18 protein-coding genes are annotated in these 21619 nt (G+C 70.7%); 7 read left to right on the top strand and 11 right to left on the bottom strand.

All coding sequences use genetic code 11. The annotated features are described in order from the left end of the window. Positions 1 to 2 precede the first annotated feature (2 nt). From OG2516_RS00655 to OG2516_RS00640, 4 genes are all read left to right on the top strand, one after another. A complete protein-coding gene (locus OG2516_RS00655) occupies positions 3 to 1109 on the top strand; it encodes an AbrB family transcriptional regulator (protein ID WP_007253651.1) in 1107 nt (368 codons plus the stop codon). A gap of 29 nt (positions 1110 to 1138) precedes the next feature. Then, positions 1139 to 2503 carry an MmgE/PrpD family protein gene (locus tag OG2516_RS00650; protein WP_007253650.1) on the top strand — a complete coding sequence of 455 codons (1365 nt, stop codon included), beginning with the start codon at positions 1139 to 1141 and terminating at the stop codon, positions 2501 to 2503. Further along, entirely contained in the window at positions 2500 to 3591 is a 1092-nt protein-coding gene (locus OG2516_RS00645) for an isocitrate/isopropylmalate dehydrogenase family protein (RefSeq protein ID WP_007253649.1), read from the top strand. The genes OG2516_RS00650 and OG2516_RS00645 overlap by 4 nt, the downstream gene beginning before the upstream one ends. Positions 3592 to 3720: 129 nt before the next feature. Next, on the top strand, positions 3721 to 4458 hold the full coding sequence (locus OG2516_RS00640) for an FCD domain-containing protein (protein ID WP_007253648.1): 738 nt from the start codon (positions 3721 to 3723) through the stop codon (positions 4456 to 4458). Here OG2516_RS00640 and tcuA read toward each other — a convergent pair whose 3' ends face one another. Further along, a complete protein-coding gene (tcuA, locus tag OG2516_RS00635; protein WP_040614859.1) occupies positions 4459 to 5925 on the bottom strand; it encodes an FAD-dependent tricarballylate dehydrogenase TcuA in 1467 nt (488 codons plus the stop codon). It lies immediately after the preceding gene. A gap of 59 nt (positions 5926 to 5984) precedes the next feature. Here tcuA and OG2516_RS00630 point away from each other — a divergent pair, with 59 nt between their 5' ends. Together OG2516_RS00630 and OG2516_RS00625 are read left to right on the top strand one after the other, a co-directional pair. After that, positions 5985 to 6626, top strand: coding sequence for a GntR family transcriptional regulator (locus tag OG2516_RS00630; protein WP_007253646.1), 642 nt, complete (start codon positions 5985 to 5987; stop codon positions 6624 to 6626). Continuing rightward, positions 6623 to 7645, top strand: coding sequence for an AbrB family transcriptional regulator (locus tag OG2516_RS00625; protein WP_007253645.1), 1023 nt, complete (start codon positions 6623 to 6625; stop codon positions 7643 to 7645). The genes OG2516_RS00630 and OG2516_RS00625 overlap by 4 nt, the downstream gene beginning before the upstream one ends. Before the next feature lie 27 nt (positions 7646 to 7672). On the opposite strand, the gene OG2516_RS00620 is transcribed toward OG2516_RS00625, so the two are convergent. The 9 genes from OG2516_RS00620 to OG2516_RS00580 all read right to left on the bottom strand — a co-directional run bounded on the left by OG2516_RS00620 (position 7673) and on the right by OG2516_RS00580 (position 19357). Beyond that, complete coding sequence (locus tag OG2516_RS00620; RefSeq protein ID WP_007253644.1) at positions 7673 to 8707, bottom strand: ABC transporter ATP-binding protein; 1035 nt, start codon at positions 8705 to 8707, stop codon at positions 7673 to 7675. Further along, positions 8704 to 10650 (bottom strand): dipeptide/oligopeptide/nickel ABC transporter permease/ATP-binding protein, encoded by a 1947-nt coding sequence (locus OG2516_RS00615; RefSeq protein WP_007253643.1) that lies wholly within the window; start codon positions 10648 to 10650, stop codon positions 8704 to 8706. The genes OG2516_RS00620 and OG2516_RS00615 overlap by 4 nt, the downstream gene beginning before the upstream one ends. Next, on the bottom strand, positions 10647 to 11612 hold the full coding sequence (locus OG2516_RS00610) for an ABC transporter permease (protein WP_007253642.1): 966 nt from the start codon (positions 11610 to 11612) through the stop codon (positions 10647 to 10649). The genes OG2516_RS00615 and OG2516_RS00610 overlap by 4 nt, the downstream gene beginning before the upstream one ends. A 54-nt stretch (positions 11613 to 11666) precedes the next feature. Continuing rightward, positions 11667 to 13238, bottom strand: coding sequence for an ABC transporter substrate-binding protein (locus OG2516_RS00605; protein ID WP_007253641.1), 1572 nt, complete (start codon positions 13236 to 13238; stop codon positions 11667 to 11669). Positions 13239 to 13304: 66 nt separating this feature from the next. Continuing rightward, positions 13305 to 14234 carry a 2-hydroxyacid dehydrogenase gene (locus OG2516_RS00600; protein WP_007253640.1) on the bottom strand — a complete coding sequence of 310 codons (930 nt, stop codon included), beginning with the start codon at positions 14232 to 14234 and terminating at the stop codon, positions 13305 to 13307. A gap of 157 nt (positions 14235 to 14391) precedes the next feature. Further along, positions 14392 to 15975: a DUF885 family protein gene (locus OG2516_RS00595; RefSeq protein ID WP_007253639.1), complete on the bottom strand. Its 1584-nt coding sequence runs from the start codon at positions 15973 to 15975 to the stop codon at positions 14392 to 14394. Continuing rightward, the gene (locus OG2516_RS00590) at positions 15972 to 17084 is read right to left on the bottom strand and encodes a Gfo/Idh/MocA family protein (protein WP_007253638.1); all 1113 of its coding nucleotides are present in this window, start codon (positions 17082 to 17084) and stop codon (positions 15972 to 15974) included. Before OG2516_RS00590 ends, OG2516_RS00595 begins: the two co-directional genes overlap by 4 nt. Then, positions 17081 to 18163 carry a ketopantoate reductase family protein gene (locus OG2516_RS00585; RefSeq protein WP_007253637.1) on the bottom strand — a complete coding sequence of 361 codons (1083 nt, stop codon included), beginning with the start codon at positions 18161 to 18163 and terminating at the stop codon, positions 17081 to 17083. Before OG2516_RS00585 ends, OG2516_RS00590 begins: the two co-directional genes overlap by 4 nt. 15 nt (positions 18164 to 18178) lie before the next feature. Next, entirely contained in the window at positions 18179 to 19357 is a 1179-nt protein-coding gene (locus OG2516_RS00580) for a hypothetical protein (RefSeq protein WP_007253636.1), read from the bottom strand. A gap of 118 nt (positions 19358 to 19475) precedes the next feature. Between OG2516_RS00580 and gcvA the strand changes: the two genes are divergently transcribed. Continuing rightward, positions 19476 to 20360, top strand: coding sequence for a transcriptional regulator GcvA (gene gcvA, locus OG2516_RS00575; protein ID WP_007253635.1), 885 nt, complete (start codon positions 19476 to 19478; stop codon positions 20358 to 20360). A 9-nt stretch (positions 20361 to 20369) separates the two neighbouring features. Here the strand turns inward: gcvA and OG2516_RS00570 are convergent, their stop codons facing one another. Continuing rightward, the gene (locus OG2516_RS00570) at positions 20370 to 21593 is read right to left on the bottom strand and encodes an aminotransferase class I/II-fold pyridoxal phosphate-dependent enzyme (protein WP_007253634.1); all 1224 of its coding nucleotides are present in this window, start codon (positions 21591 to 21593) and stop codon (positions 20370 to 20372) included. Positions 21594 to 21619 lie beyond the last annotated feature (26 nt).

The raw sequence follows: 21619 nt of genomic DNA, 5'->3' as shown, positions 1-21619 counted from the left end.
GCGTGTCGGTCACCGGCGATAGCGAAACAGGGGGCGCGCCACGCTGGTGGCGCGACCCGTCCTGGTGGCGCCGGGCGGCGCTGACCTACGCGCTCGCTTTCGCCGGGGCCCTGCTCGCCGACGCCGTCGGCCTGCCCCTGCCCTGGATGCTGGGGCCCTTCTTCCTCTGCGGCCTCGTGGCCGCCACCGGCGTGACGCTGGTCTCGGTGCCGCTGGGGCGCGAGCTCGGCCAGCTCGCCATCGGGCTGGCGGTGGGGATGCGCTTCACCGCTGCGACGCTGGTCGCCACGCTGTCGCTGCTGCCGGCCATGCTCGGCGCGACCGTCTACGTCATGGCCTACACGATGATCGGCGCCTTCCTGTTCCGCCCGCTGGCCGGATGCCGGGCCTCGACCGCCTTCTTCGCCACCGCCGCCGGGGGCGTGGCCGACATGGCCAACGTGGCCGAGCAGAAGGGGGCGGACGCCGCCTCCGTCGCGGTGGTCCACGCGCTGCGGGTGTCCTGCACCGTCGCCATCGTGCCGATCCTCGCCATCACCTTCGGCACCGGCGGCAGCGTCATCGGCGCGCCCTCGGCCGATCCCGGCACGCTGCTGCTGTTGCCCCTCGTCATCGCCGGCTGCTTCGGCGCGGTCTGGCTGCTCAAGCGCACGCCGCTGCCGAACCCCTGGCTGATCGGGCCGATGTTCCTCGCCATCGGCCTCGGCGCGAGCGGGATCGCCCGCGTGCCGGTCCCGCCATTCGTCGTCCTGCCCGCCCAGCTGCTGATCGGCACCTGGCTCGGCTGCTGCTTCCGCCGGGAGGTACTGCTGGGCCTGCCGCGCGTGGCCATGGCCGGGATCGTCGTCGCGCTGTTCATGATCGCGGCCGCCTTCGGCGGCGCCAACGTGCTGGCGCTGCTGACCGGACTGCCGCTGACCACGTCGTTCCTCGCCCTCGCCCCGGCGGCCGTGACCGAGATGGTCATCACCGCCAAGGCGATGCAGCTCGACGCCGAGATCGTCACCGCCTTCCACGTGATGCGCATCTTCCTCGTCTGCTCGACCATCCTCGTCGTCTATCGCCTCTACACCGCCCTGCGCCGCCTCGGCGGCCCGCGGGCCTCCTGATCCACCTCGAACCTGAGAAAGACCCCACCATGACAGAGCGCCAAGTCACCGCCGAACTCGCGGCCTGGATCGTGAACCTGGGCGATGCCGACATTCCCGCCGAGGTGCGCACCGAGGGTGTCCGCACCTTCGTCAACTGGCTGGGCTGCGCCGTCGGCGGGGCCGACCACGAGACGGTCGACGCCGCGCTCCGCGCCGTCATGCCCTTCTCGGGCCCGCGCGACTCCACCGTGATCGGCCGGCAGGAACGGCTCGACCCGCTGCACGCGGCGCTCGTCAACGGCATCTCCAGCCACGTTCTCGACTACGACGACACCCACCTGAAGACCATTGTCCACCCCGCCGGCCCCGTCGCCTCGGCCCTGCTCGCCCTGGCCGAACACCGCGCGATGAGCGGCACCGACTTCCTGACCGCGCTGATCGTCGGGGTCGAGGTGGAGTGCCGCCTCGCGAACTGCGTCTATCCCGACCACTACGACCGCGGCTGGCACATCACCGGCACCGCCGGCGTCTTCGGCGCCGCGGCGGCCTGCGGCAAGGTGCTCGGGCTCGACCAGCAGAAGATGCAGTGGGCGCTCGGCCTCGCCGCGACCCAGTCCGCCGGCCTGCGCGAGATGTTCGGCACGATGACCAAGTCGTTCCACCCCGGCAGCGCCGCGCAGAACGGGCTCAAGGCCGCGCTGCTCGCCGAGGCGGGCTACGACAGCTCGGAGAAGGCCATCGAGGCGCTGCGCGGCTGGGCCAACGTCACCTCGACCAAGCAGGATTACGACGAGGTGCTGGGCGAGCTCGGCAGCCGCTGGGAGAGCGCGCTCAACAGCTACAAGCCGTTCGCCTGCGGCATCGTCATCCACCCGACCATCGACGGCTGCCAGCAGATCCGCGAGGAGATCGGCCCCGAGCGCGTCGCCGAGATCGAACGGGTCGATCTGAAGTCGCACCCGCTGGTGCTCGAGCTGACCGGCAAGCGCACGCCCAGGACCGGGCTCGAAGGCAAGTTCTCCGTCTTCCACTCCGCCGCCAGCGCCCTGCTGCGCGGCGACGGCGCGCCGACCGCCTTCACCGACGAGGTGGTGAACCTGCCCGAGATCGTGGACCTGCGCGACCGCATCCACGCCGAGACCGATCCGGACATGTACGAGGCGTCGGTGCGCATCCTCGTCACCTTCAAGGACGGCACGACGCTGGAGAAGTTCGTCGAGCGCGCCATCGGCAGCCTCGAGCGGCCGCTGAGCAACGAGCAGCTCGAGACGAAGTTCGTCAACCAGGCCAAGCTGGTCGTCGGCGAGGAAATCGCACGGAGCCTGCTGGGCGAGGCCTGGAAGATCGAGAGCGCCGATCCCGCGGCCATCGCGCGGGCTTCGGTCCCGGGCCGCCAGGAGGCCGCGGAATGAGCGGCAAGCGCCTGAAGCTCGGCATCCTCAACGGCGACGACATCGGCCACGAGATCGTCCCCGCCTCCGTCGAGGTCGCGCGCGCCGCGGCCGGCAAGGCGGGGCTGGGCATCGACTGGACCGACGTGCCGATCGGCGCCGCCGCGCTCGAGAGCCACGGCCACACCATGCCCGAGGGCACGATGGAGACGCTGGAAGGGCTCGACGGCTGGATCCTCGGCCCCATCGGCCACCGCGACTACCCGAAGGTGCCCGGGGCGATCAATCCGCACCCGATCCTGCGCAAGGGCTTCGACCTCTTCGCCAACGTGCGGCCGACCCGCTCCTATCCCGGGATCGGCTGCCTGTTCGACGACATCGACCTCGTGATTGTGCGCGAGAACAACGAGGGCTTCCAGCCCGACCGCAACGTGGTCGCCGGGTCGGGCGAATTCCGTCCGACCGAGGACGTGACGATTTCGGTGCGCGTCATCACCGTCGAGGGCTGCCGCAAGGTGGTGCGCGCCGCGCTCGACATCGCCCGCTCGCGGCCGCGCAAGAAGCTGACGCTGGTGCACAAGAACACCGTGTTCAAGCTCGGCTGCGGCATGTTCGTCGACACCGCCTACGAGGTGGCCAAGGAGTACCCGGACGTCGAGGTCGACGAGTGCATCGTCGACACCTTCGCGATGCGGCTGCTGCGCGACCCCTGGGCCTACGACACGGTCGTGACCACCAACATGTTCGGCGACATCCTCACCGACGAGGCGGCGGGGATGGTCGGCGGGCTCGGCATGGCGCCGGGCCTGTGCATCGGCCGGGGGGCCAAGGCGATGGCGCAGGCCACGCACGGCTCGGCCCCCGACATCGCCGGCAAGGGCATCGCCAACCCCTACGCGATGATCGAGAGCACCCGGATGCTGATCGAGCACCTCGGCCGTGCCCACGACCTGCCCGAAGCGGTGCGGGCCGCCGCCTACATGCGCGAGGGGCTGGACGCCGCGCTCGCCGATCCCGCAAGCCGCACCGGCGACATCAAAGGCACGGGCGGCACCGCCGACATGGTCGCCGGCATCGTTGCCGGAATCGAACGGGCGAAGGCGGCATGACGGGCCACACCCCCGCCGCAACAGACCGCCCGGCGGCCCGCGAGGGTTGCCGGGAGCGAATCGGGCCTATAGGCAGATACAACTGCGATCATTGGCCGTCTGCGGTCGTCGAATTGTTGAACCCTGCCCATGTCGAACGAAAGCGGTGATCTCGCCATCCTGAAGACGGTCTCCCTGACCAGCGCTCTCGAGCGCGAGCTCGAACGTCTGATCATCAAGGGGGAGCTGTCGCCGGGCGAACGGCTCAACGAGATCCAGCTCGCCAATCGCTTCGGCACCAGCCGCGGCCCGCTGCGCGAGGCGATGCGCAGCCTCGAGGCGAAGGGCTTCGTCAACGTCATCCGCAACCGGGGCGTCTTCGTCCGCCAGCTCACGCTGGAGGAGGCGCGCGAGATCTACGAGGTGCGCGGCACGCTCTTCGGCCTCGCCGCCCGGCTCGTCTGCGAGAACATGACGCCCGAGCTGATGGCCGACCTGCGCGCGCAGGTCGACGCGATGCAGGCCGCCGCCGACGCCAACGACTTCGATGCCTACTACCCGCTGAACCTCGAGTTCCACGCCACGATCATGCAGCGGGCCGACAATAAGACGATGGAGGCCGAGTACCTGCGGCTGGTCAGCAAGCTGCACCTGTTCCGCGCCCGCAGTCTCGTTCAGGGCGGCGGCCTGCCCGTCTCCAACACCGAGCATCACCGCATCCTCGCCGCGCTCGAGGCGGGCGACGCCGACGCCGCGCACCTCGCCGGCTGGCACCACGTCGACGCGGCCAAGAAGCGCATGATGGTCGCCATCGCCACCACCGAGGACTCCTCCGGGGGCGAGACGGAGGGCGTGCCCTTGAAGAAGACGCCCGACGCGACCCCCTGACTAGCCGGCCGCGCCGGCTCCCGCGAGGCGGCCGAACACCGCGCCCGAGGTCAGGCCCGAGCCGCCGGGATACCCCTCGTAGAACACCCCGCCCACCATCTCGCCGCAGGCGAACAGGCCGGGGATGGCATGGCCGTCCTCGTGAACGACCCCGCCCCGCGCGTCGACCTTCAGGCCGCCATAGGTGAACGTGATCCCGCCGGTGACGGGGTAGGCCCGGAACGGCGGCGTCTCCAGCCGCTGCGCCCAGTTCGACTTCGGCAGGGCCAGCCCCTTCGTCCCCCGGCCGTCGAGCTCCGTCGGGTTGAACGGCACGCTGTCGTCCACCGAATTGTTATAGTCGGCGAGCGTCTTCAGCGCGGCCTCCCCGTCGAGCCCGTCGAGCCTGGCGCAGAGCGCCTCGAGCGTGCCGGCCTCCTCGAAGTGGGCATCGTGGAAGCGGTACTCGGCATAGAGCAGGTCGTCGGTCTTCGCGTCGAAGACCTGCCACGCGACGTGCCCCGGCTGCTCCAGCACCGCGCGGCCGAACTGGGCGTAGGTGTAGTTGCGGAAGTTCTCGCCCTCGTCGACGAAGCGCTGGCCGTCGGCGTTCAGCATCACGCCGAGGAAGTAGCAGATCTTGCGGTAGTTCTTGCGCTCGCCCGGCGGCAGGTCGAGCCCGCCGTAATCGGCCATGTGCAGGTCCATCGGCGTCGCGTGGCAGCCGGTGTAGAGCCCGTGCCGCCGCGCGCCGAGCTCCCGCGCCATGACGAGCCCGTCGCCTGTGTTGTGCGGCGTGCCGCGCACCTTGGCGCGGCGCCAATCGCCGCCCATCCAGTCCTCGCGCAGCGCCTCGCTGGCCTCGAAGCCGCCACAGGCGAGCACGACCGCATCGGCGTCGAGACGGCCCCCTTCGGTCTCGACGCCGACCACGCGCCCGCCTTCCGTCACCAGCCCCGTCACCGGCGTGGCGAGGCGCAGCTCCCCGCCCTGCGCCTCGAAGGCGGCGCGCTCCATCTCGAAGAGGCCGACGCCCTCGTCCTCGGCGGCGAGCGTCAGGCCGCCCCAGAAGACGTGCCGGCCGTCCTTCTCGAAGCTCTGCCGGCTGTAGATCGGCTCGAACTTGACGCCGTGCCCGCCGAGCCACTGCATCGCGGCGAGCGAGCCGTCCACCAGCCGGCGCTGCTCCTCCGAGAGCGGCCGCCCGCCGTTGAAGCCGAGCAGATCGTCCGCGAAGCGCGCCGCGCTGTAGCCGCCGAAATCGGTCTTCGCCAGGCGCGGGTCGTCGGGGTCCTTCAGCAGCGGCAGCAGGTCGTCGGCGCCGTCGTAGGCGAAGCGCATCGCGCCGGCGGTGTACTTGGTGTTGCCCCCGGCGAGCGCAGCGTCGGCCTTCTCGAGCATCAGCACCTCGGCCCCGGCCTCGAGCGCGGCGAGGCCCGCGCACATGGCAGCATTGCCGCTACCCACCACGATCACACGTTGCGCCATTGACGATCCCCCTTTTTTCCGGCTCAGTTGTATCCAAACGTATACAATTTGGAAAGACCGTGAGCGAGCAGGATCATTCCCAGGGCGGCGCGGCCTTCGGGCGCCTGATGGCCGCGATCGAGGCCGGCGAATACCGCCCGGGCGACCGGCTGCGCGAGCTCGAGGTAGCCGAGCGCCTGTCGCTGTCGCGCACCCCGGTGCGCGAGGCGCTGCGCCGGCTCGAGGCCGAGAACATCATCGAGCACCGCCCCCGCATCGGCGCGGTGATCCGTACCCTGAGCCAGACCGAGCTGGTCGAGCTCTACGAGATGCGCCTGGTGCTCGAGCGCACCGCCGCCGAGATGGCGGCTAAGCATGCCGCCGTGGCCGAGGTCGAGAACCTGGCCGGGCTCAACGCCGAGCTCGGGGCCGCCGGCGACTCGCCGCCGCGCGCCGCGGCGCTGAACCAGCAGTTCCACCGCGCGATCTACCTCGCCGCCCGCAACCGATTCCTGCTCGACGCGGCGCGGGCGATGAACAACGCGCTCCTGCTGCTCGGCCCGACGACCCTTGCCGACGCCGAGCGCATCGCCACGGTCGCGCGCCAGCACGCCGACATCCTCGAAGCGATCGGCGCCGGGGACGGCCCCCGTGCCGGCGACGCCGCCGCGACGCATCTCGAGACGTCGCTGCGCTACCGGCTCCGGGCGCTGCGGACATGAGGCGCACCGCCCTCACCCACGCCATCGCCTTGTCGGGCGTCGCGCTCTTCATCGCGCTGTCCCTGCCCCTGCCCTGGCTGCTCGGCCCGATCTCGGCCTGCCTCGTCGCCGCCCTGCTCAAGGTGCGGCTGCGCGGACTGCCCGCGCTCAACAACCTGATGCGCTCGATCCTCGGCGTCGCCGTGGGAGCGAGCCTGACCACGGCCATCGTGGCCTCGATGGCGGCGATGTGGCCGACGCTGATCATGGTGCCGGTGCTGGTCTTCCTGATCGGCCTGATCGGCGTGCCCTACTTCCAGCGGCTCTGGGGCTTCGACTTCGCCACCAGCTACTACGGCGCGATGCCCGGCGGTCTGCAGGACATGCTGCTGTTCGGCGAAGAGGCCGGCGGCGACGTGCGCGCGCTGTCGCTGATCCACGCCACGCGGGTGCTGATCATCGTCTCCGTCCTGCCGTTCATCCTCACCGGCTGGTGGGAGGTGAGCCTCGACAATCCGCCCGGCGCCCCGGCGTCGAGCCTGCCCTGGCAGCAGCTCGTGCTGATGGCGATCGCGGGCATCGCCGGCTGGCAGATCGCCAAGAAGATCGGCCTCTTCGGCGCGGCGATCCTCGGCCCGATGATCTTCGCCGCCGCGCTCGCCCTGACCGGCGTGCTCGAGCATCGCCCTCCCGCCGAGGCGATCTGGGCGGCGCAGTTCTACATCGGCATGACCGTGGGCGCGAACTACTCCGGCGTCACCGGCGCCGAGGTGCGCCGCGACGTGGTCGCCGCCGTCGGTTTCTGCCTGGTGCTGCTGGCGCTCGCCGCGGGCTTCGCCGAGCTGATCCACCTCCTCGACCTCGCCCCGCCGATGGAGACCCTGCTCGCCTTCGCCCCCGGCGGACAGGCCGAGATGGCCGTCCTCGCCATCATCGTGGGCGCCGACCTCGCCTTCGTCATCGCCCACCACATCCTGCGCCTCGTCGTCGTCATCCTCGGTGCCCCGGTCGCCGCACGGTTCCTGCGCCCGCGCGACTAGCGCCGCGGACGCCGGGAGGGCGGCGGATCAGGCGGTGGCGGCGGTCGCGGCGCCAAGCCCGTGCGTCTGGACGTCGTCGGCGAAGTGGCAGGCGGCGCGGTGGGCGGCGCCGACGGGCGCGAGTGGCGGCGCCTTCTCGCGGCAGATCGGCTGGGCGAGCGGGCAGCGCGGGTGGAAACGGCAGCCCGACGGCAGCCCGGCCTGCGAAGCGGCGTCGCCCGGCAGGCGGATGCGGGTACGGCGGGTGGCGCTGGCGCGGTGCTCGGGCACGGCCTGGATCAGCAGGCGGGTGTAGGGATGGGCGGCGCGCGAGATCAGCGTCTCGGCGGGGCCTTCCTCGAGCACCGCGCCGAGGTACATCACCGCGATCCGGTCGGCCATGTAGCGGGCGACGGAGAGATCGTGGGTGATGTAGAGGTAGGTGACGCCGGTGTCGCGCTGGATGCCGCGCATCAGGTTCATCACGCCCGAGCGGATCGACACGTCGAGCATCGAGACCGGCTCGTCGGCGATGACGACGCGGGGCTTGATGATCAGCGCGCGGGCGATGGCGATGCGCTGGAGCTGGCCGCCGGAGAGCTCCGAGGGGAACGCGTCGGCGAAGCTCTCCGCGGGGCGCAGCTCGACGGCCTCGAGCATCTCGATCACCGCCGCGCGCAGCCCCGCGCGCGGCACGAGGCCGTGCAGCGTCAGCGGCTCGGCGAGGGACTGCCCGACCGTGAGGCGCGGGTTGAGCGCGTCGTAGGGGTTCTGGAAGATCATCTGCACCTTGGCGCGAAACGCCTTCAGCGCCGCGCCGGTGAGCGCGGTGACGTCCTCGCCCTCGTAGAGCACGCGCCCCGCGGTCGGACGCTCCTGCAGGGTGGCGATGCGGCCCGCCGTGGTCTTGCCCGAACCGCTCTCGCCCACCACGGCGAGGGTCTGGCCGGGGTGGAGGTCGAGGCTGACGTCGTCGGCGGCGATCACCGGCGGGTCGGCGCGGCCGCTGAGGCGGGCGAGGATGCCCGGGTCGGCGTTGTAGACCATGCGCAGGGCGTCGAGTTGCAGGATCGGTCGGCTCATGCGCGGGCCTCCTTGGCAGCGGCGGGAGCGGCGTGCGGCTCGGAGGAGGGTTCGGCGGCGAAGTCCTCGGCGTAGTGGCACTCGGAGACGTGCCCCGCCCCGAGCGGCACGGCGGGCGGCGCGGCGCGGCGGCAGAGGTCGGTCGCCGCCGGGCAGGCATGGGCGAAGCGGCAGCCCGTCGCGGCCGCGGCGGCGGCGGTGTCGGTGGCGGGCAGGCTTTCGAGCTCCTCGAGCGGGCCGGTCAGGCTCGGCAGCGCGCCGATCAGGGTGCGGGTGTAGGGGTGCGCGGGGTTGCCGAAGATGCGCTGCGTCGGGGCAATCTCGACGATGCGGCCGGCATACATCACCGCCACCACGTCGCAGCTCTCTGCGACCGCGCCCATGTCGTGCGACACGAGGATCAGCGACAGGTTCAGCCGTTCGCGCAGGTCGGCGATCTCGCCGAGGATCTGGTCCTGGATCAGCATGTCGAGCGCGGTGGTCGGCTCGTCGGCGATGACGAGCTCCGGCTCGAGGATCAGGCTCAGGGCGATCATCGCGCGCTGGCGCATTCCGCCCGACAGCTGGTGGGGGTAGGCGTTCATGCGCGAGGCGGGGATGCCGATCATCGCAAAGACCTCGGCGATGCGCGCGGTGGCCTCCTCCCTGGAGATGCCGGGCTTGTGCAGGCGCAGGGCGTCCATCATCTGCCGGCGCACCGTGGTGACGGGGTTGAGGGCGTTCATCGCGCTCTGGAAGATCGTCGCCATGCGGGTCCAGCGAAGCGCGTCGATGCGCGAGCGGCCGTTCTCCACCACCGGCTTGCCGCCGAGCACGATGGCGCGGCCGTCGAAGCGGATGGTGCCGGAAGTCAGCTCCGCGTTGTTCGGCATGGTCTGCAGCAGGGCCGAGCCGAGGCTCGACTTGCCGCAGCCGCTCTCGCCGACGATGCCGAGGCTGCCGCCGCGCGGCAGGGTGAAGGACACGCCGTCGACCGCCGCGATGCGCCGCGCGCCGGCATGGTAGACGAGGCGCAGGTCGTCGACCTCGAGGATCGGTGTGTCGGCGGCCGGGGCGGTCTCGCCGGCCGGCGGCGCGGTGGTGGCGCGCCGCTTGGGAGCGCCGCCGCGGGTGCGCAGCTGGGGGTTCATGGCGAAGTTGATGCTGTCGCCCAGCAGGTTGAGGCTGGCGACCAGCAGCAGCAGCGCCACGCCCGGCGCGATCGACATCCACGGCGCGAGCCGCAGGTGGCGCTGGCCCTCGAAGATCATGCTGCCCCAGCTCACCAGGTTCTGGTCGCCGAGCCCGAGGAAGCTGAGGCCGGCCTCGGTCAGGATCGCCATCCCCATCAGGATGGTGCCGTCGGTGATGATCGGCGCGATGCCGTTGGGGATCACGTGGCGCACGATCACCCACCAGTGCGGCGCGCCCGCCGCCAGCGCGGCCTGGACGTAGACCCGCGACTTGAGCGTCAGCACCTGGCTGCGCATCAGGCGGGCCGAGCGGGGCCAGGTGGTCAGCGCGATGGCGACGATGGTGAGCGGCAGGCTCGCGCCGAACAGGGCGACGATGAGCAGGATCAGGAAGAAGGTCGGGATCAGCAGGAAGATGTCGAACACCCGGCTCAGCAGCCCGTCGACCCAGCCGCCGAAGTAGCCGGCGATCGCGCCGAGGGCGGAGCCGATGAGGATCGAGAGCAGCGCCGCGCCGACGGCGACCGTCAGCGCCACCTGCGCGCCCCAGACCACCCGGCTCAGGATGTCGCGGCCGAAATTGTCCGTCCCGAGCCAGTGCTCGGCGCTCGGCGGCTGGTAGAGGGCGAAGGCCATGTCGGCCGGGTCGGGCAGCCCGAGGATCGGCGCGGCGAGCGCGGTGGCGCAGATCACCAGGAACACGGCGAGGCTCAGCGCGCCGGGCACGCTCGCGACAGTGGCACGGAGGGTCTTGGCGGCGGTCGGTGTCACAGGCGTACCCGGGGATCGAGCGCCGCGTAGAGGAGGTCCGTCAGGAGCGCGGCGAGCATCACCGTGAAGGACATGATGAGGAAGGCGCCCATGATGACGGGCGTGTCGCGCGACAGGATCGCCTCGTAGATCAGCCGCCCGAGGCCGGGCCAGCTGAACACGGTCTCGGTAAGCACCGCGCCCGACAGCAGCAGGCCGAGTTCGAGCCCGAGAACCGTGACGATGGGCAGCATCGCGTTGCGCAGCGCGAAGCGGGTCATCACCCGCCGCTCGGGAAAGCCGATGGCGCGGGCGGTGGTGACGTAGGGCTCGGCCAGGGTCTCGGAGACCGAGGCGCGGGAGAGGCGGACGTACTGGCCGAGCCAGACCGCGGCGAGCGCGGTGACCGGCAGGATCATGTGGCGGACGACGTCGAGCACGAAGCCGAGCCCCTCGCGGGGGCCGGCGATGGAGACCATGCCGCTCGAGGGCAGCCAGCGCAGGGTGACGGCGAAGAGCAGGATCAGCATCAGCCCGAGCCAGAAGACCGGGATCGAGAACAGCGAGATCGACAGCGTCGTGACCGCGGTGTCGAGCGCCGAGCCCGGCCGCCGCGCCATCACCGCGCCGATCGCCACGCCGGCGATCGAGGCGAGCACCAGCGCGGTGCCGGCCAGCAGCAGCGTCGCGGGGATGCGCTCGGCGATGATGTCGATCACCGGCTCGCGGGTGCGGAAGGAGAGGCCGAGGTCGCCCTGCAGGATCTGGCCGAGATAGGCGCCGAGCTGTTCGTGGAGCGGGCGATCCAGGCCGTAGCTCTCGCGGATCGACTGCATGTATTCCGGGTCCGCCCCCTCCCCCGCCAGCAGGATCGACACGTCGCCGGGGGCGAGGTGGATCAGGGCGAAGTTGATGACGACGATGAACAGGGCGATCGGAAACATCTGCAGCAGCCGGAAGAGAAAGTAGCGCAGAAGTCTCATGGTCGATCGCCCTGTCGGTTCGCGTTGGGTCGTCTCAGCGAGACGGTAGCAGCTTTACTCGGCGTCGTCGGGGCCGGTGACGCCGTAGACGCCGAACCAGCTGATCGACTTGTTGAAGCCGGCGGGCATCACCGCGAAGCCGTCCCAGCCGGGGCGCACGAGGCTCATCTTCTGCTCTTCGAAGACGTTGATGTAGGGCATGTCGCGCACCACGATCTCCTGGATGCGGTCGTACATCTCGCGCCGCGTCTCCTCGTCGCTGATCGTGTTGGCCTCGGCGGCCAGCTCGTCGAGCTCGGCGTCGGAGTAGCTCATGAAGTTGCGCGCGCCGTCGGTGGAGAAGTGCTCGCGGTAGGCGTCCGGGTCGGGTCCGTAGCGGCCGAAGTAGCAGGAGATGTCGAACTGCTTCTCCTGGATGCGGCTGAACCAGGTGGACTGGTCGAAGCGGTCGAGTTCGGCCTCGATGCCGACCTCGCGCAGCTGGCGCACGAGGATCTCGGTGATCGCGGTGCAGTCGGAGATGTTCGGCCCCGTCACCTTGACCGAGAAGCGCCAGCCGTCGTCGCCGCGCGGGAAGCCGGCCTCGTCGAGCAGCTCCTCGGCCTTGGCGGCGTCATGCTCGGGGAAGCGGGCGTCCTCGTTGATCCACTGCTGCAGGCTGCTGACGCCGGCGTAGTAGCCCGGGGTCCAGGAGTTGTTGAACGCCAGCCGGTTCATCTCCTCGCGATCCATCGCGTAGGCGATGGCCTCGCGGACCTTGGGATTGCCCAGCGCCTCGTGGTTGAGGTTGAGCTGCAGGTCGCGGCTGAAGTGCGAGGGGGTGTAGACCACGTTGATCTCGGGGTCGGCCTCGAACATCGGCGCCTCGGCAAGCGGCGGGGCGTAGTTGAACGGCAGGTAGGGGAACTGCCCCGCCTCGAACTCGGCCCGGGCGACGTTGGCGTCGGGGATGGTGCGGAAGATCAGGGTGTCGACCTCGGGCGCGCCGCGGAAGTAGTCCTCGTTGGCCTCCAGCACGACGGCGCTGCCGCGGTCCCAGCGGACGAACTTGAACGGGCCGGAGCCGATGGGCTCGTTGACGTAGGGCCCGGTGTCGAAGCCTTCCTGGTCGGCCCAGAGGTGCTCGGGGTAGATCTTGCCGGTCCATTGCGCGCCCTGCGCCATCATCGGCAGGAACGCCATGTTGGGCTTGTTGAGCGTGATGACGACGGTCTGGTCGTCGGGGGTCTCGATGCTCTCCACGTCGCGCAGGAACGAGGAGAAGGTGTAGCCCTCTTCCATGATGCGCTCGTAGGTGAACTTGACGTCCTCGGAGGTCACCGGCTCGCCATCGTGCCACATCGCGTCGGGGTGCAGCTTGAAGGTGTAGGTGGTGGCGTCGTCGGAGACCTCCCAGCTCTCGGCGAGGTCACCGTAGGCGGCGACGCCATCGACGATGCCCCAGTCCATGACGACGAGGTGGCTGTAGATGTTGGAGGTGGGGCCGTGGCCGCCGGTGTCGGACGAGGGCCCGGGGCTGAGGGTGCGGGGCTCGTCCTGCTGGGGCATGACGAGTGTGGTCTCGGCCATCGCCAGCGTCGGCAGCGCCATCAGCGCGGCCAGGAGGGTCGGGGTTCTGAGTGTCATTGTGCCGTAGTCCTTTCGCTATCCTGTTGGGTGGTCTTCGGTCTTGTTGTTGTTGCTGTGGGCGGATCAGTAGCCCCGGCGGCGATCGACAAGATCGGGGATCGGGGCGCCGGCGCGGTGGCGGCGGATGGTGTCGGCCATGATGCGCACCGCCGAGCCGGCCTGGGTGGGCGCGGCGACGTGGGGTGTGACGAGCACGTTCGGATGCGCCCGGAGCGGGTCGTCCTCGGGGAGCGGCTCGGTGCGGAACACGTCGAGCGCTGCGCCCGAAAGCTGGCCGCTGTCGAGGGCAGCGAGCAGGTCGGCGTCGACGAGGTGCTCGCCCCGGCCCGCGCTCGCGACGAAGCCGCCGGGAGCCATGCGCGCGAACAGGGCGGCGTCGAGCACGTCGCGGGTCTCGTCGGTGAGCGGCAGCAGGTTGACGACGGCGTCCGCGCCGCGCGTCGCCGCGTCGAGCCCGTCCGGCCCGGCAAACGCCTCGGCCCCCTCGACGGCGCGGCCGGTGCGGCTCCAGACGCGGGTCTGGAAGCCGATCTGGGCCAGCAGCCGCGCCACCCGGCTGCCCAGCGCGCCGGCGCCGAGCACGGTGACGACGCGGTTGCGCGACAGGATCTCGGTGCGCCGGTTCCAGCCCTTGTCGGCGCGGTAGAGCGGCAGGTTGCGGTGCCACGACAGCACCACGGCGAGGCACCAGTCGGACATGCCCTCGGTCATGGCGGGATCCACGAGGCGGACGATGTCGACGCCCTCGGGCACCTCGCCGGGCGCGAGCAGGTGCTCGACGCCGGCATTGAGGCTGAGGATCAGCTCGGCGCCGGGCACCGAGGCGATCACCCCGGGCGCGGGTTTGCCGGCGACCACGTAGGGCACGGGCGTTTCGTCGAGCGCGGCGGGGTCGGTGAAGACCTGTGCGCCGGGCAGTTCGCTGCGGAAGCTCTCGGCGAGTTCTTCGGGCTTGCCACGGGAGGCGATGCAGATGCGGATTTCTTCGGTCATGTGAGGGAGGCTATCGGGAGGGGTGTCATGAACAACGTGCCAAATTCTCGGACACGCCTTGCGGAAAACTCATGGGTTCTGGGGGCGCAGGCCGGGATGGCCCTGTGGAGGTGCGGATGAACGGGCGAAGCCGGTTCGCAAACTGCCGAAAAACTCATCATGACAGACATCCCGCCTGGGCCATCTCCTCCTCGACGAGGCGCAGCGGGACGTGTCCGCAGGAGAGCAGCGTGTCGTGGAAGTCCCGCGTGGAGCCGGTCCAGCGGCGACGCAGGGCGCGGATGCCCTCGACGCCGAGCCAGTAGGTCGCGCGGGAGGCCGGGAACATGGAGTTGCGCACGACTTCGGAGTGCACCCGCGCGGGGGCGAAGCCGGCCTCTTCGGCGTAGAAACGCTCGCATTCCGCCATCGACCACGCGCCGCTGTGCAGGCCGAGATCGACCAGCACGGAGGCCGCGTTGCGCCGCTCGAACGACTTGAGCAGCAGCTTCTCGGCGGGGGTGTAGAAGTCGTCGGCCTCCATCAGCAGGTCCTCGACGTGGCAGGCCCAGCCCTCGACGAGGGTCAGCGCGCCCTGGAAGGCGAGGCCCATGCTGCAATCGGTCGCCGCGATCCGGCCGAGGCGGGAGGCGGCGGCGCGGGCGCGGGCGTTCTGGGTGTGGTGGCCGACGGAGCCGTGGTGGACGGCGTGGATCGCCTTGACCATCGCGGTGGAATGGGCGGCGGGGTCGTCGGCGGCCATGATCCAGTAGGTGCTCCCCTGCCCCGCGCTCAGGCCGGGCGGCGAGCGGTAGAACAGGAAGTAGAGCGGCCCGGCGACCCGCTGGAAGCAGGGCGGCAGGGCGCGGTAGTCGAGCCGGTAGCCGCGCTCGGGCGTGACGAGGCCGTGGGCCTCGGCGGCGTCGCGGGCGGCGGCGTCCCAGTGGCGGTAGCTGTCGGGCACCTCGGCGGCGCTGGCCGGGTGGACCTCCGCCAGCGCGGCGAGCTGGTCCTGCCAGCTCCGGCCGGGCTCGATCTCGCGGGCCATCTCCTCGAGTTCCTCGCCACAGCGCGCGAAGGCGGCGCGGGCGGCGTCCATCGCCTCGGCGGGGGTGAGGTCGAGCTCGTGCAGCTCGCGCAGGAGCAGCCCGAGATGCGCCTCGCCGCAGGCCGGGTCGGCGTCGGGTTGGCCGGCGAGCGAGGCGGCGAAGGTGTCGAAGGCGGACGCGGCGGCGGCGGCGGGCGCGGCCCACGCCTCGTCCCACGCCTCGTGAAGGCGGATGTCCTCGCGCAGGAACAGCGCCAGCACGCCGGCCTCGGCGACCGCCCGCGCCACCCAGCCCGCCGGCACGGGCGTGTCGTCCAGCAGCGCGCGGCCGTCGGCGAGGAAGTCGGGGATCGCGGCGAGGCGGGCGGCGATGGCGTCGGTGCGCCAGGGGGCGGATTGCGGCAGGAGCAGCGAGATCACGCCGAAGCCCGCCTCGCCGGTCAGCCACGCCGGGTTGTGCTGGCGGGGTCGGCTGTCGAGGCGGGCCTGCTCGACGATCAGCTCGGCGCGCAGCATCCGGCGGTCGTGGGGGTGGGCGGCGCTGTCGGCGGCCACCTGCTCGAGCAGCGCCGCGATTTCGGCGCGCTCGGCGGCGATGCAGCCCGGCTCGAGCGGCGGCAGGCGGTGGTCGTGGCCCTCGGCGCCCATGAAGGTGGCGTCCACGGGCCGCCACTTGAAGCGGTGCGCGAGGTAGGTGTCGACGAGGTCGCTCATGCGCCGAGGTCCACCCAGCGGCGCTCGGCGTGGGCGAGGATCATCGCGTCGACGATCTCCTGGCTCTTGGCCCCGTCGTGGAAGGTGCATTCCTGCGGGCGGTCCTCGAGGATCTCGTCGACGAAGTGGCGCACGAGGTTGCGGTAGTAGAGCTCGGGCCACGGCGTCGCGAGGGTGGTGCCGGGAGGCAGTGCCGCCTCGGTCAACTCGAAGGGCACGAACTCGACGGAGTCGGCGCGCGCGTGGGTCAGCGTCTCGGCGACGTCGAATTCGGAGATCAGCCGCGCGATGGCCGCGCCCCTGGAGCCGTAGACGCGGATCTCGACGCCCGGGTAGTTGCCGACGGTGACGTAGCTGGTCTGCAGCGTGCCGATCGCGCCGCGGGCATACTCCACCAGCCCCACCGTGCCGTCGTCGATCTTGATCTTCTGCCGGCCGGGCTCGCCGCGCACCACCCGCTCGGGGACGAAGTTGCGCATCGTCGACGCGACGGCGGAGAACTCGCCGCCGAGCCAGCGCATCAGGTCGATCAGGTGCGAGCCGTAGCCGACGATGGAGGCCGGGATCAGCTGCGAGCGGTCGGCGTCGGGGGGAACCTGGCGCAGGGGCTCGTCGGGGTGGAGCCATTGCTGGTTCTGCTCGAAGCCGTTGACGTGGAAGATCTCGCCCAGGGTGCCGTCGTCGATCCAGGCCTTGAGCTGGCGGATCGCGGGGGAGTAGCGGAAGGTGAAGCCGAGCTTGGTGCGCACGCCGGCCGCATCGGCCCGCGCGGCGGCGTCGAAGGCGGGGCCGGCCTCGGTGTGGAGCGGCTTCTCCGACAGCACGTGCTTGCCCGCGGCGATGGCGGCGAGGCTCAGCGGCAGGTGGGTGTGGGTCGGGGTGCAGACGTCGACCATCTGCACCTCGGGATCGGCGATGAGGGCCTCGGCGTCGGTGTAGACCTTACGCGCGCCGAACTTTTCCGCCGCCGCACGCGCCCGGCCCTCGTCGACGTCGCACACCGCGACCAGGTCGACGTCGGGGTGGGCGACGTAGCCCGGCAGGTGCGCCTTGTTGGCCCAGGCGTGGGTGCCGATCACGCCGACCCCGAGCTTCGCGCCGGCGCTCATGGCAGGGCCTTTCCGCACGCGGCCACGTAGGCCTCGAGCTCGTCGTAGTTCTGGAAGCCCAGCTCGCGCTTGCCGTCCTCGATCTCGTAGATCATCTCGAACAGCTTGGCGTTGAGGCGGGTGTCGGCCCCGGCGGCCTTGCCGTACTCGATGAGCTTGCCCGACGAGGAACGCGTCTCGGAGGGGCGGTTGCGGTAGACGATGTCCCACCAGATGCCCGAGCCCTTCTTCTTGAAGTCGTGGGTGGGCTTGGTCTCCTGGTCCTTCTTGAGCAGCCAGATGGCGTGGTTGATGTTGTCGAGCAGCTTGCGCGTGTCGTCGGCCGTCTCGACGCGGTAGTTGGCGGGGTCGAAGAAGTCGAAGGCCTGCACGTCGATGCCGTTGGCGTCGGCGATCTCGAGCGCCTCCTTGACGATCGCGCCGGCGATGCGGGCATAGCGCTCGACGCCGAGGGTGTTGCGGATGCGGTCGTCGACGAGGGCGGAGAAGACGACCTGGCTGGCGTAGACCTCCTTGGCCCAGATCTGGCCCCAGATCTTGTCGGAGAGCTGCACCTCGGTCAGCGCGCCCAGGGCCTCGGCGAGGGCGGTGAGGCGGGGTGTGGTGCTGCCGTCCATCTCTCCGAGCTGGATCGGGCCCTCGTGGACGTACTCGATGTAGCCCGGATCGACGAGCGCGCCGCCGTAGTTGGGGATCGCGCCGATGACCATCCTGTCGCCCGGCAGGCCCGCCTCGTCGAGCGCAGCGACCAGGTCGGGCTCGTTGAAGCCGTTCTGGAAGGACACGACGCCGGTCTCGGCATTCATCAGCGGGATGAGCTGCCTCACCGCCTCGACCGCGTGCTGCGACTTGGTGGCGATCAGGACCATCTCGAGCGGGCCCTCGAGCTCGGCCGGGTGGACCGCGTGGACCGGGATCGTCATCTCGCCGCGCACGCCGTCGATGAACAGCCCCTTGGCCTTCATCGCGTCGACATGCTCCGACCAGCGGTCGGTGAGGGTGACGTCGTGACCGGCACTACTCATGTACGCACCGGCGAGCCCGCCGATGGCGCCGGCGCCAACAATCGTGATTTTCATATAGGTCTCCGGTAGTTAAGCCGCCCGGTACATTTCCAGGCTCTGCGGGCTGTGGGCCCGTCCGTAGAGGTAGCGGATGAAGTCGGGGCGGTTGGCGTCCGAGACCCGCTCGCGGACCCGGCGGACCACCTCGTTGCCCGCCCAGAACGAGGCGGCGAAGGGGCCCTTGAAGGGATGCGCGGCCGAGCGCAGGCGGCCCCGCACCCAGGCGTCCTGCCCGAGTGCGGTGTCGCGCAGGTACTTCACGGTCTGCTCGGCGGGCTGGCCCTCGGCCATGTAGGCCCAGGTGGCGCTGGTCTGGCAGGCCGACCGCAGGTTGCGCAGCTCGGCGGTGAGCTCGTCGTCCTCGTCCTCCATCCAGTCGATCAGGTAGATGCCCTGGTCGCCGATCCCCTCCTGCACGCAGCCCGTCACCGCGTTGGCGGAGGTCAGCAGCGCATCGAAGGTGGAGCGGCCGGCGGTGACCTCGGCGTGCGCGTAGAGGGTCTGGGTGGCGTGGCCGGGATAGATGTTGTGGCAGATGATGTGCTTGAGCGCGGCGCGCGAGAACATCATCTCGACGTTGAGATCGACGCGCCGCTCGGCGAAGCCGCACCAGGCGGGATAGGGCACGTCGCGCACCGGGCGGATCTCCATCGAGAAGTCGCCGGTATCGAAGATCATCTCGTCGGTGCGCCGCTTGGCCTCTTCCATCAGCTCGGCGAGCACCGCGTCGAGCTTGTGCTCGGGCACGGCGCGCTCGTCCTCCCAGAGGCGCACCCGGTCGGCGAGCGTGCCGCGCCGGAAGCCGAGCCGGGTCAGCAGCCGGTCGATGCGGTCGTGGCTGGCGGCGATCATGCCGGCGTCCTCGTGGCCGCGCGCCGCGCCGACGAGGCCGATGACCTTCTGCTCGTAGGTCGGGCTGCCGCCCGAGAACAGGCGGACGGCGATCAGGAGCGAGCCGATCATTCCTTCAAAGAATGTGCGCCGCTCCCCCGGCGCGATCTTCTCGACCGCGTCCTGGAGCTGCGTGAGGTCGCGCCGGACGGTCTCCCAATCCTGGTACCTGCGCGGCACGACAAGGTCGCCGCCGGTGTAGATCGGCACCAGCCCCTCGCCGTCGAGAAGGCTGTTGCCGTCGTTTCTCTGGCGTTCCAGCCCGTGAATGCCCATCGTGACGGCAGTCAGGTCGTATGTGATCTTGCTCAGGTTCACGTCTGATCCCACGGGCGCGCCGCTCGGCGGCAATTGCGATGACAGAAGGATCGACCGGAATTGACGTCCTGCTCAACCTACGAAATTCTGGGGCTTCAATGAGTTTTTGGAATAGACCATGAGCCGCGCCCTCCCCTCCCTCAACGCCCTGCGGACCTTCGAGGCGGTGTCGCGGCACGGCAGCTTCACTAACGCCGCCGACGAGCTGAACGTGACGCAGAGCGCGGTGAGCCGGATGATCAAGGGGCTGGAGGAGCATCTGGAGCTGCAGCTCTTCGAGCGCGCCGGCCGCCAGATCCGGCTGACCGAGGACGGGGTCTACTACTCGGAGAAGATCTCCAAGGCGATGGACATCCTCGAAGTCGCCTCGCGCGAGCTGATCGACACCAAGGCCGGCCGGGGGACGCTCAGCATCGGGATGCTGCCGACCTTCGGGACCAAGTGGCTGCTGCCCCGGCTCGGCTCGTTCATGCAGCTGCACCCGGAGCTGACCGTCGACGTCACGAGCAGCGACGGCGAACTGGACTTCGCCGACGAGCGCATCGACGTGGCGATCCGCTTCGGCTACGGCAACTGGCCCGGCGCACGGGCCGAGCCGCTGATGTCGGAGGAGCTGCAGGTGGTGTGCAGCCCGCGGATCATGGACGGCCCCTACCCGCTCACCGACTACGCGCAGCTGCGCCGCCACAGCCTGATCGCCCACTCGTCGCGGCCGGGCACCTGGAGCCACTGGCTGCAGGCCGTGGGCGCGAGCACCGAGGGCTACGACAAGGGGCTGCGGCTGGAGCATTTCTACATGGTGCTGCAGGCCGCCAAGTCGGGGCTGGGGATCGGCCTGCTGCCGAGCTACCTCGCCGCCGACGACATCGCCAACGGCAGCCTGACGGCGCCGTTCCCGGTGCGGGTGGTCAGCCCCGGCGGCTACTACCTCGTGACGCCGTGGGACAAGACCGATCTGCCAAGGGTGCAGGCCTTCCGCGAGTGGGTGCTGGGGCAGATGTGAGGGCGGCGCTCAGCGCAGCCCTTCGAGCACCTCGACCATGCGGTCCATGGCGGTGGCCCAGCCCTGCGCCTCGCGGGCGTAGCAGATGCGGAAGTGGCCCGAGGAGCCGGGGCCGAACTGGTAGCCGGGGCTGATGAGCATCGCCGCGTCGCGCGCCAGCGCCTTGCCGATCTCGACATCGGAGCGGCCCAGCGCGCGCACGTCGGCCCAGAGGTAGGCGGTGCCGTCCTGGGGGTGGAAGCGCATCCAGTCGAGGCCGGAGAGGCGCTCGATTGTCTGCCGGCGCAGCTCGGCGAAGAGGCCGAGGCGCTGTTGCAGCCAAGCCTCGTCGGGGCCGAGCCAGCCGCAGAGCACGTGCTGGGCGTAGGCCGGGGCGCGCAGGGAGGTGACGGAGAGGACGTTCTCGACCCCCTGCATCGTCGCCTCGGAGCCGACCACGACGCCGAGCCGGTAGCCCGAGAGCGACTCGGTCTTGCTGGGGCCGAGCAGCGTCGCCGTCAGCTCGAACGCCCCCTCCTCGGCGGCGATGTGGGAAAACGGCAGATCGCCGTAGACGAGGCGGGAATAGAGCTCGTCGGCGACGATCCCGACGCCGTAGCGCACCGCGAGGCGGGCCATGTCGCGCACGATCTCGGGCCGGTAGACCGCGCCGGTGGGGTTGTTGGGGTGCGAGAAGACGAGCTGCGTCGCGCCGCGGTCGCGGAACTCGGTCTCGAGCAGGTCGAGGTCGGGCTCGTACTTGCCGTCGCGCAGGATCAGCGGCGCGTAGGCGACGTCGGCTCCGAGGAAGCGGAAGATGCGGGCGGTGAAGAGGTAGTCCGGGTCCATGACGACGACCCGGTCGCCCGCGTTCACCCGCGAGGCGAGCACGCAGAACAGCGCCGACTGGGTGCCCGGCGTGAGGGCGACGTTGCGCTCGGGATCGACAGGCAGGCCGAGGAAGCCCGAGACGTTGGCGGCGACGGTCTCGAGCACGCCGGCGTGGCCGCTGTAGCCGGTATAGGCCAGTTCGCCCTGCCGGGCGGCCTCGGCGAAGCGCTCGAGCGCCCAGGCGGGGGGCGGGAACTGGACGGTGTCGAAGTGGGTGGTGTCGAGGAAGTCGGACGGCACTTCGGCGAGGATCTCGAGGTCGGCCCGGCGCACGTTGGGCGGCGCGATGTCGGCGCGTTCGGGAAGTTCGAGGTCGACGACCCGCTGGCTGCGCCGGGGCTGCGTCGGGGTGAAGGTGTCCATGAGCGGGCTCTCTCGGCTGCGGCGTT

Source organism: Oceanicola granulosus HTCC2516, assembly GCF_000153305.1.
GTDB classification, from domain to species: Bacteria; Pseudomonadota; Alphaproteobacteria; order Rhodobacterales; family Rhodobacteraceae; genus Oceanicola; species Oceanicola granulosus.
Note: the sequence above shows the minus strand (reverse complement) of the source record. Positions and strands in the feature narration are given on the sequence as shown.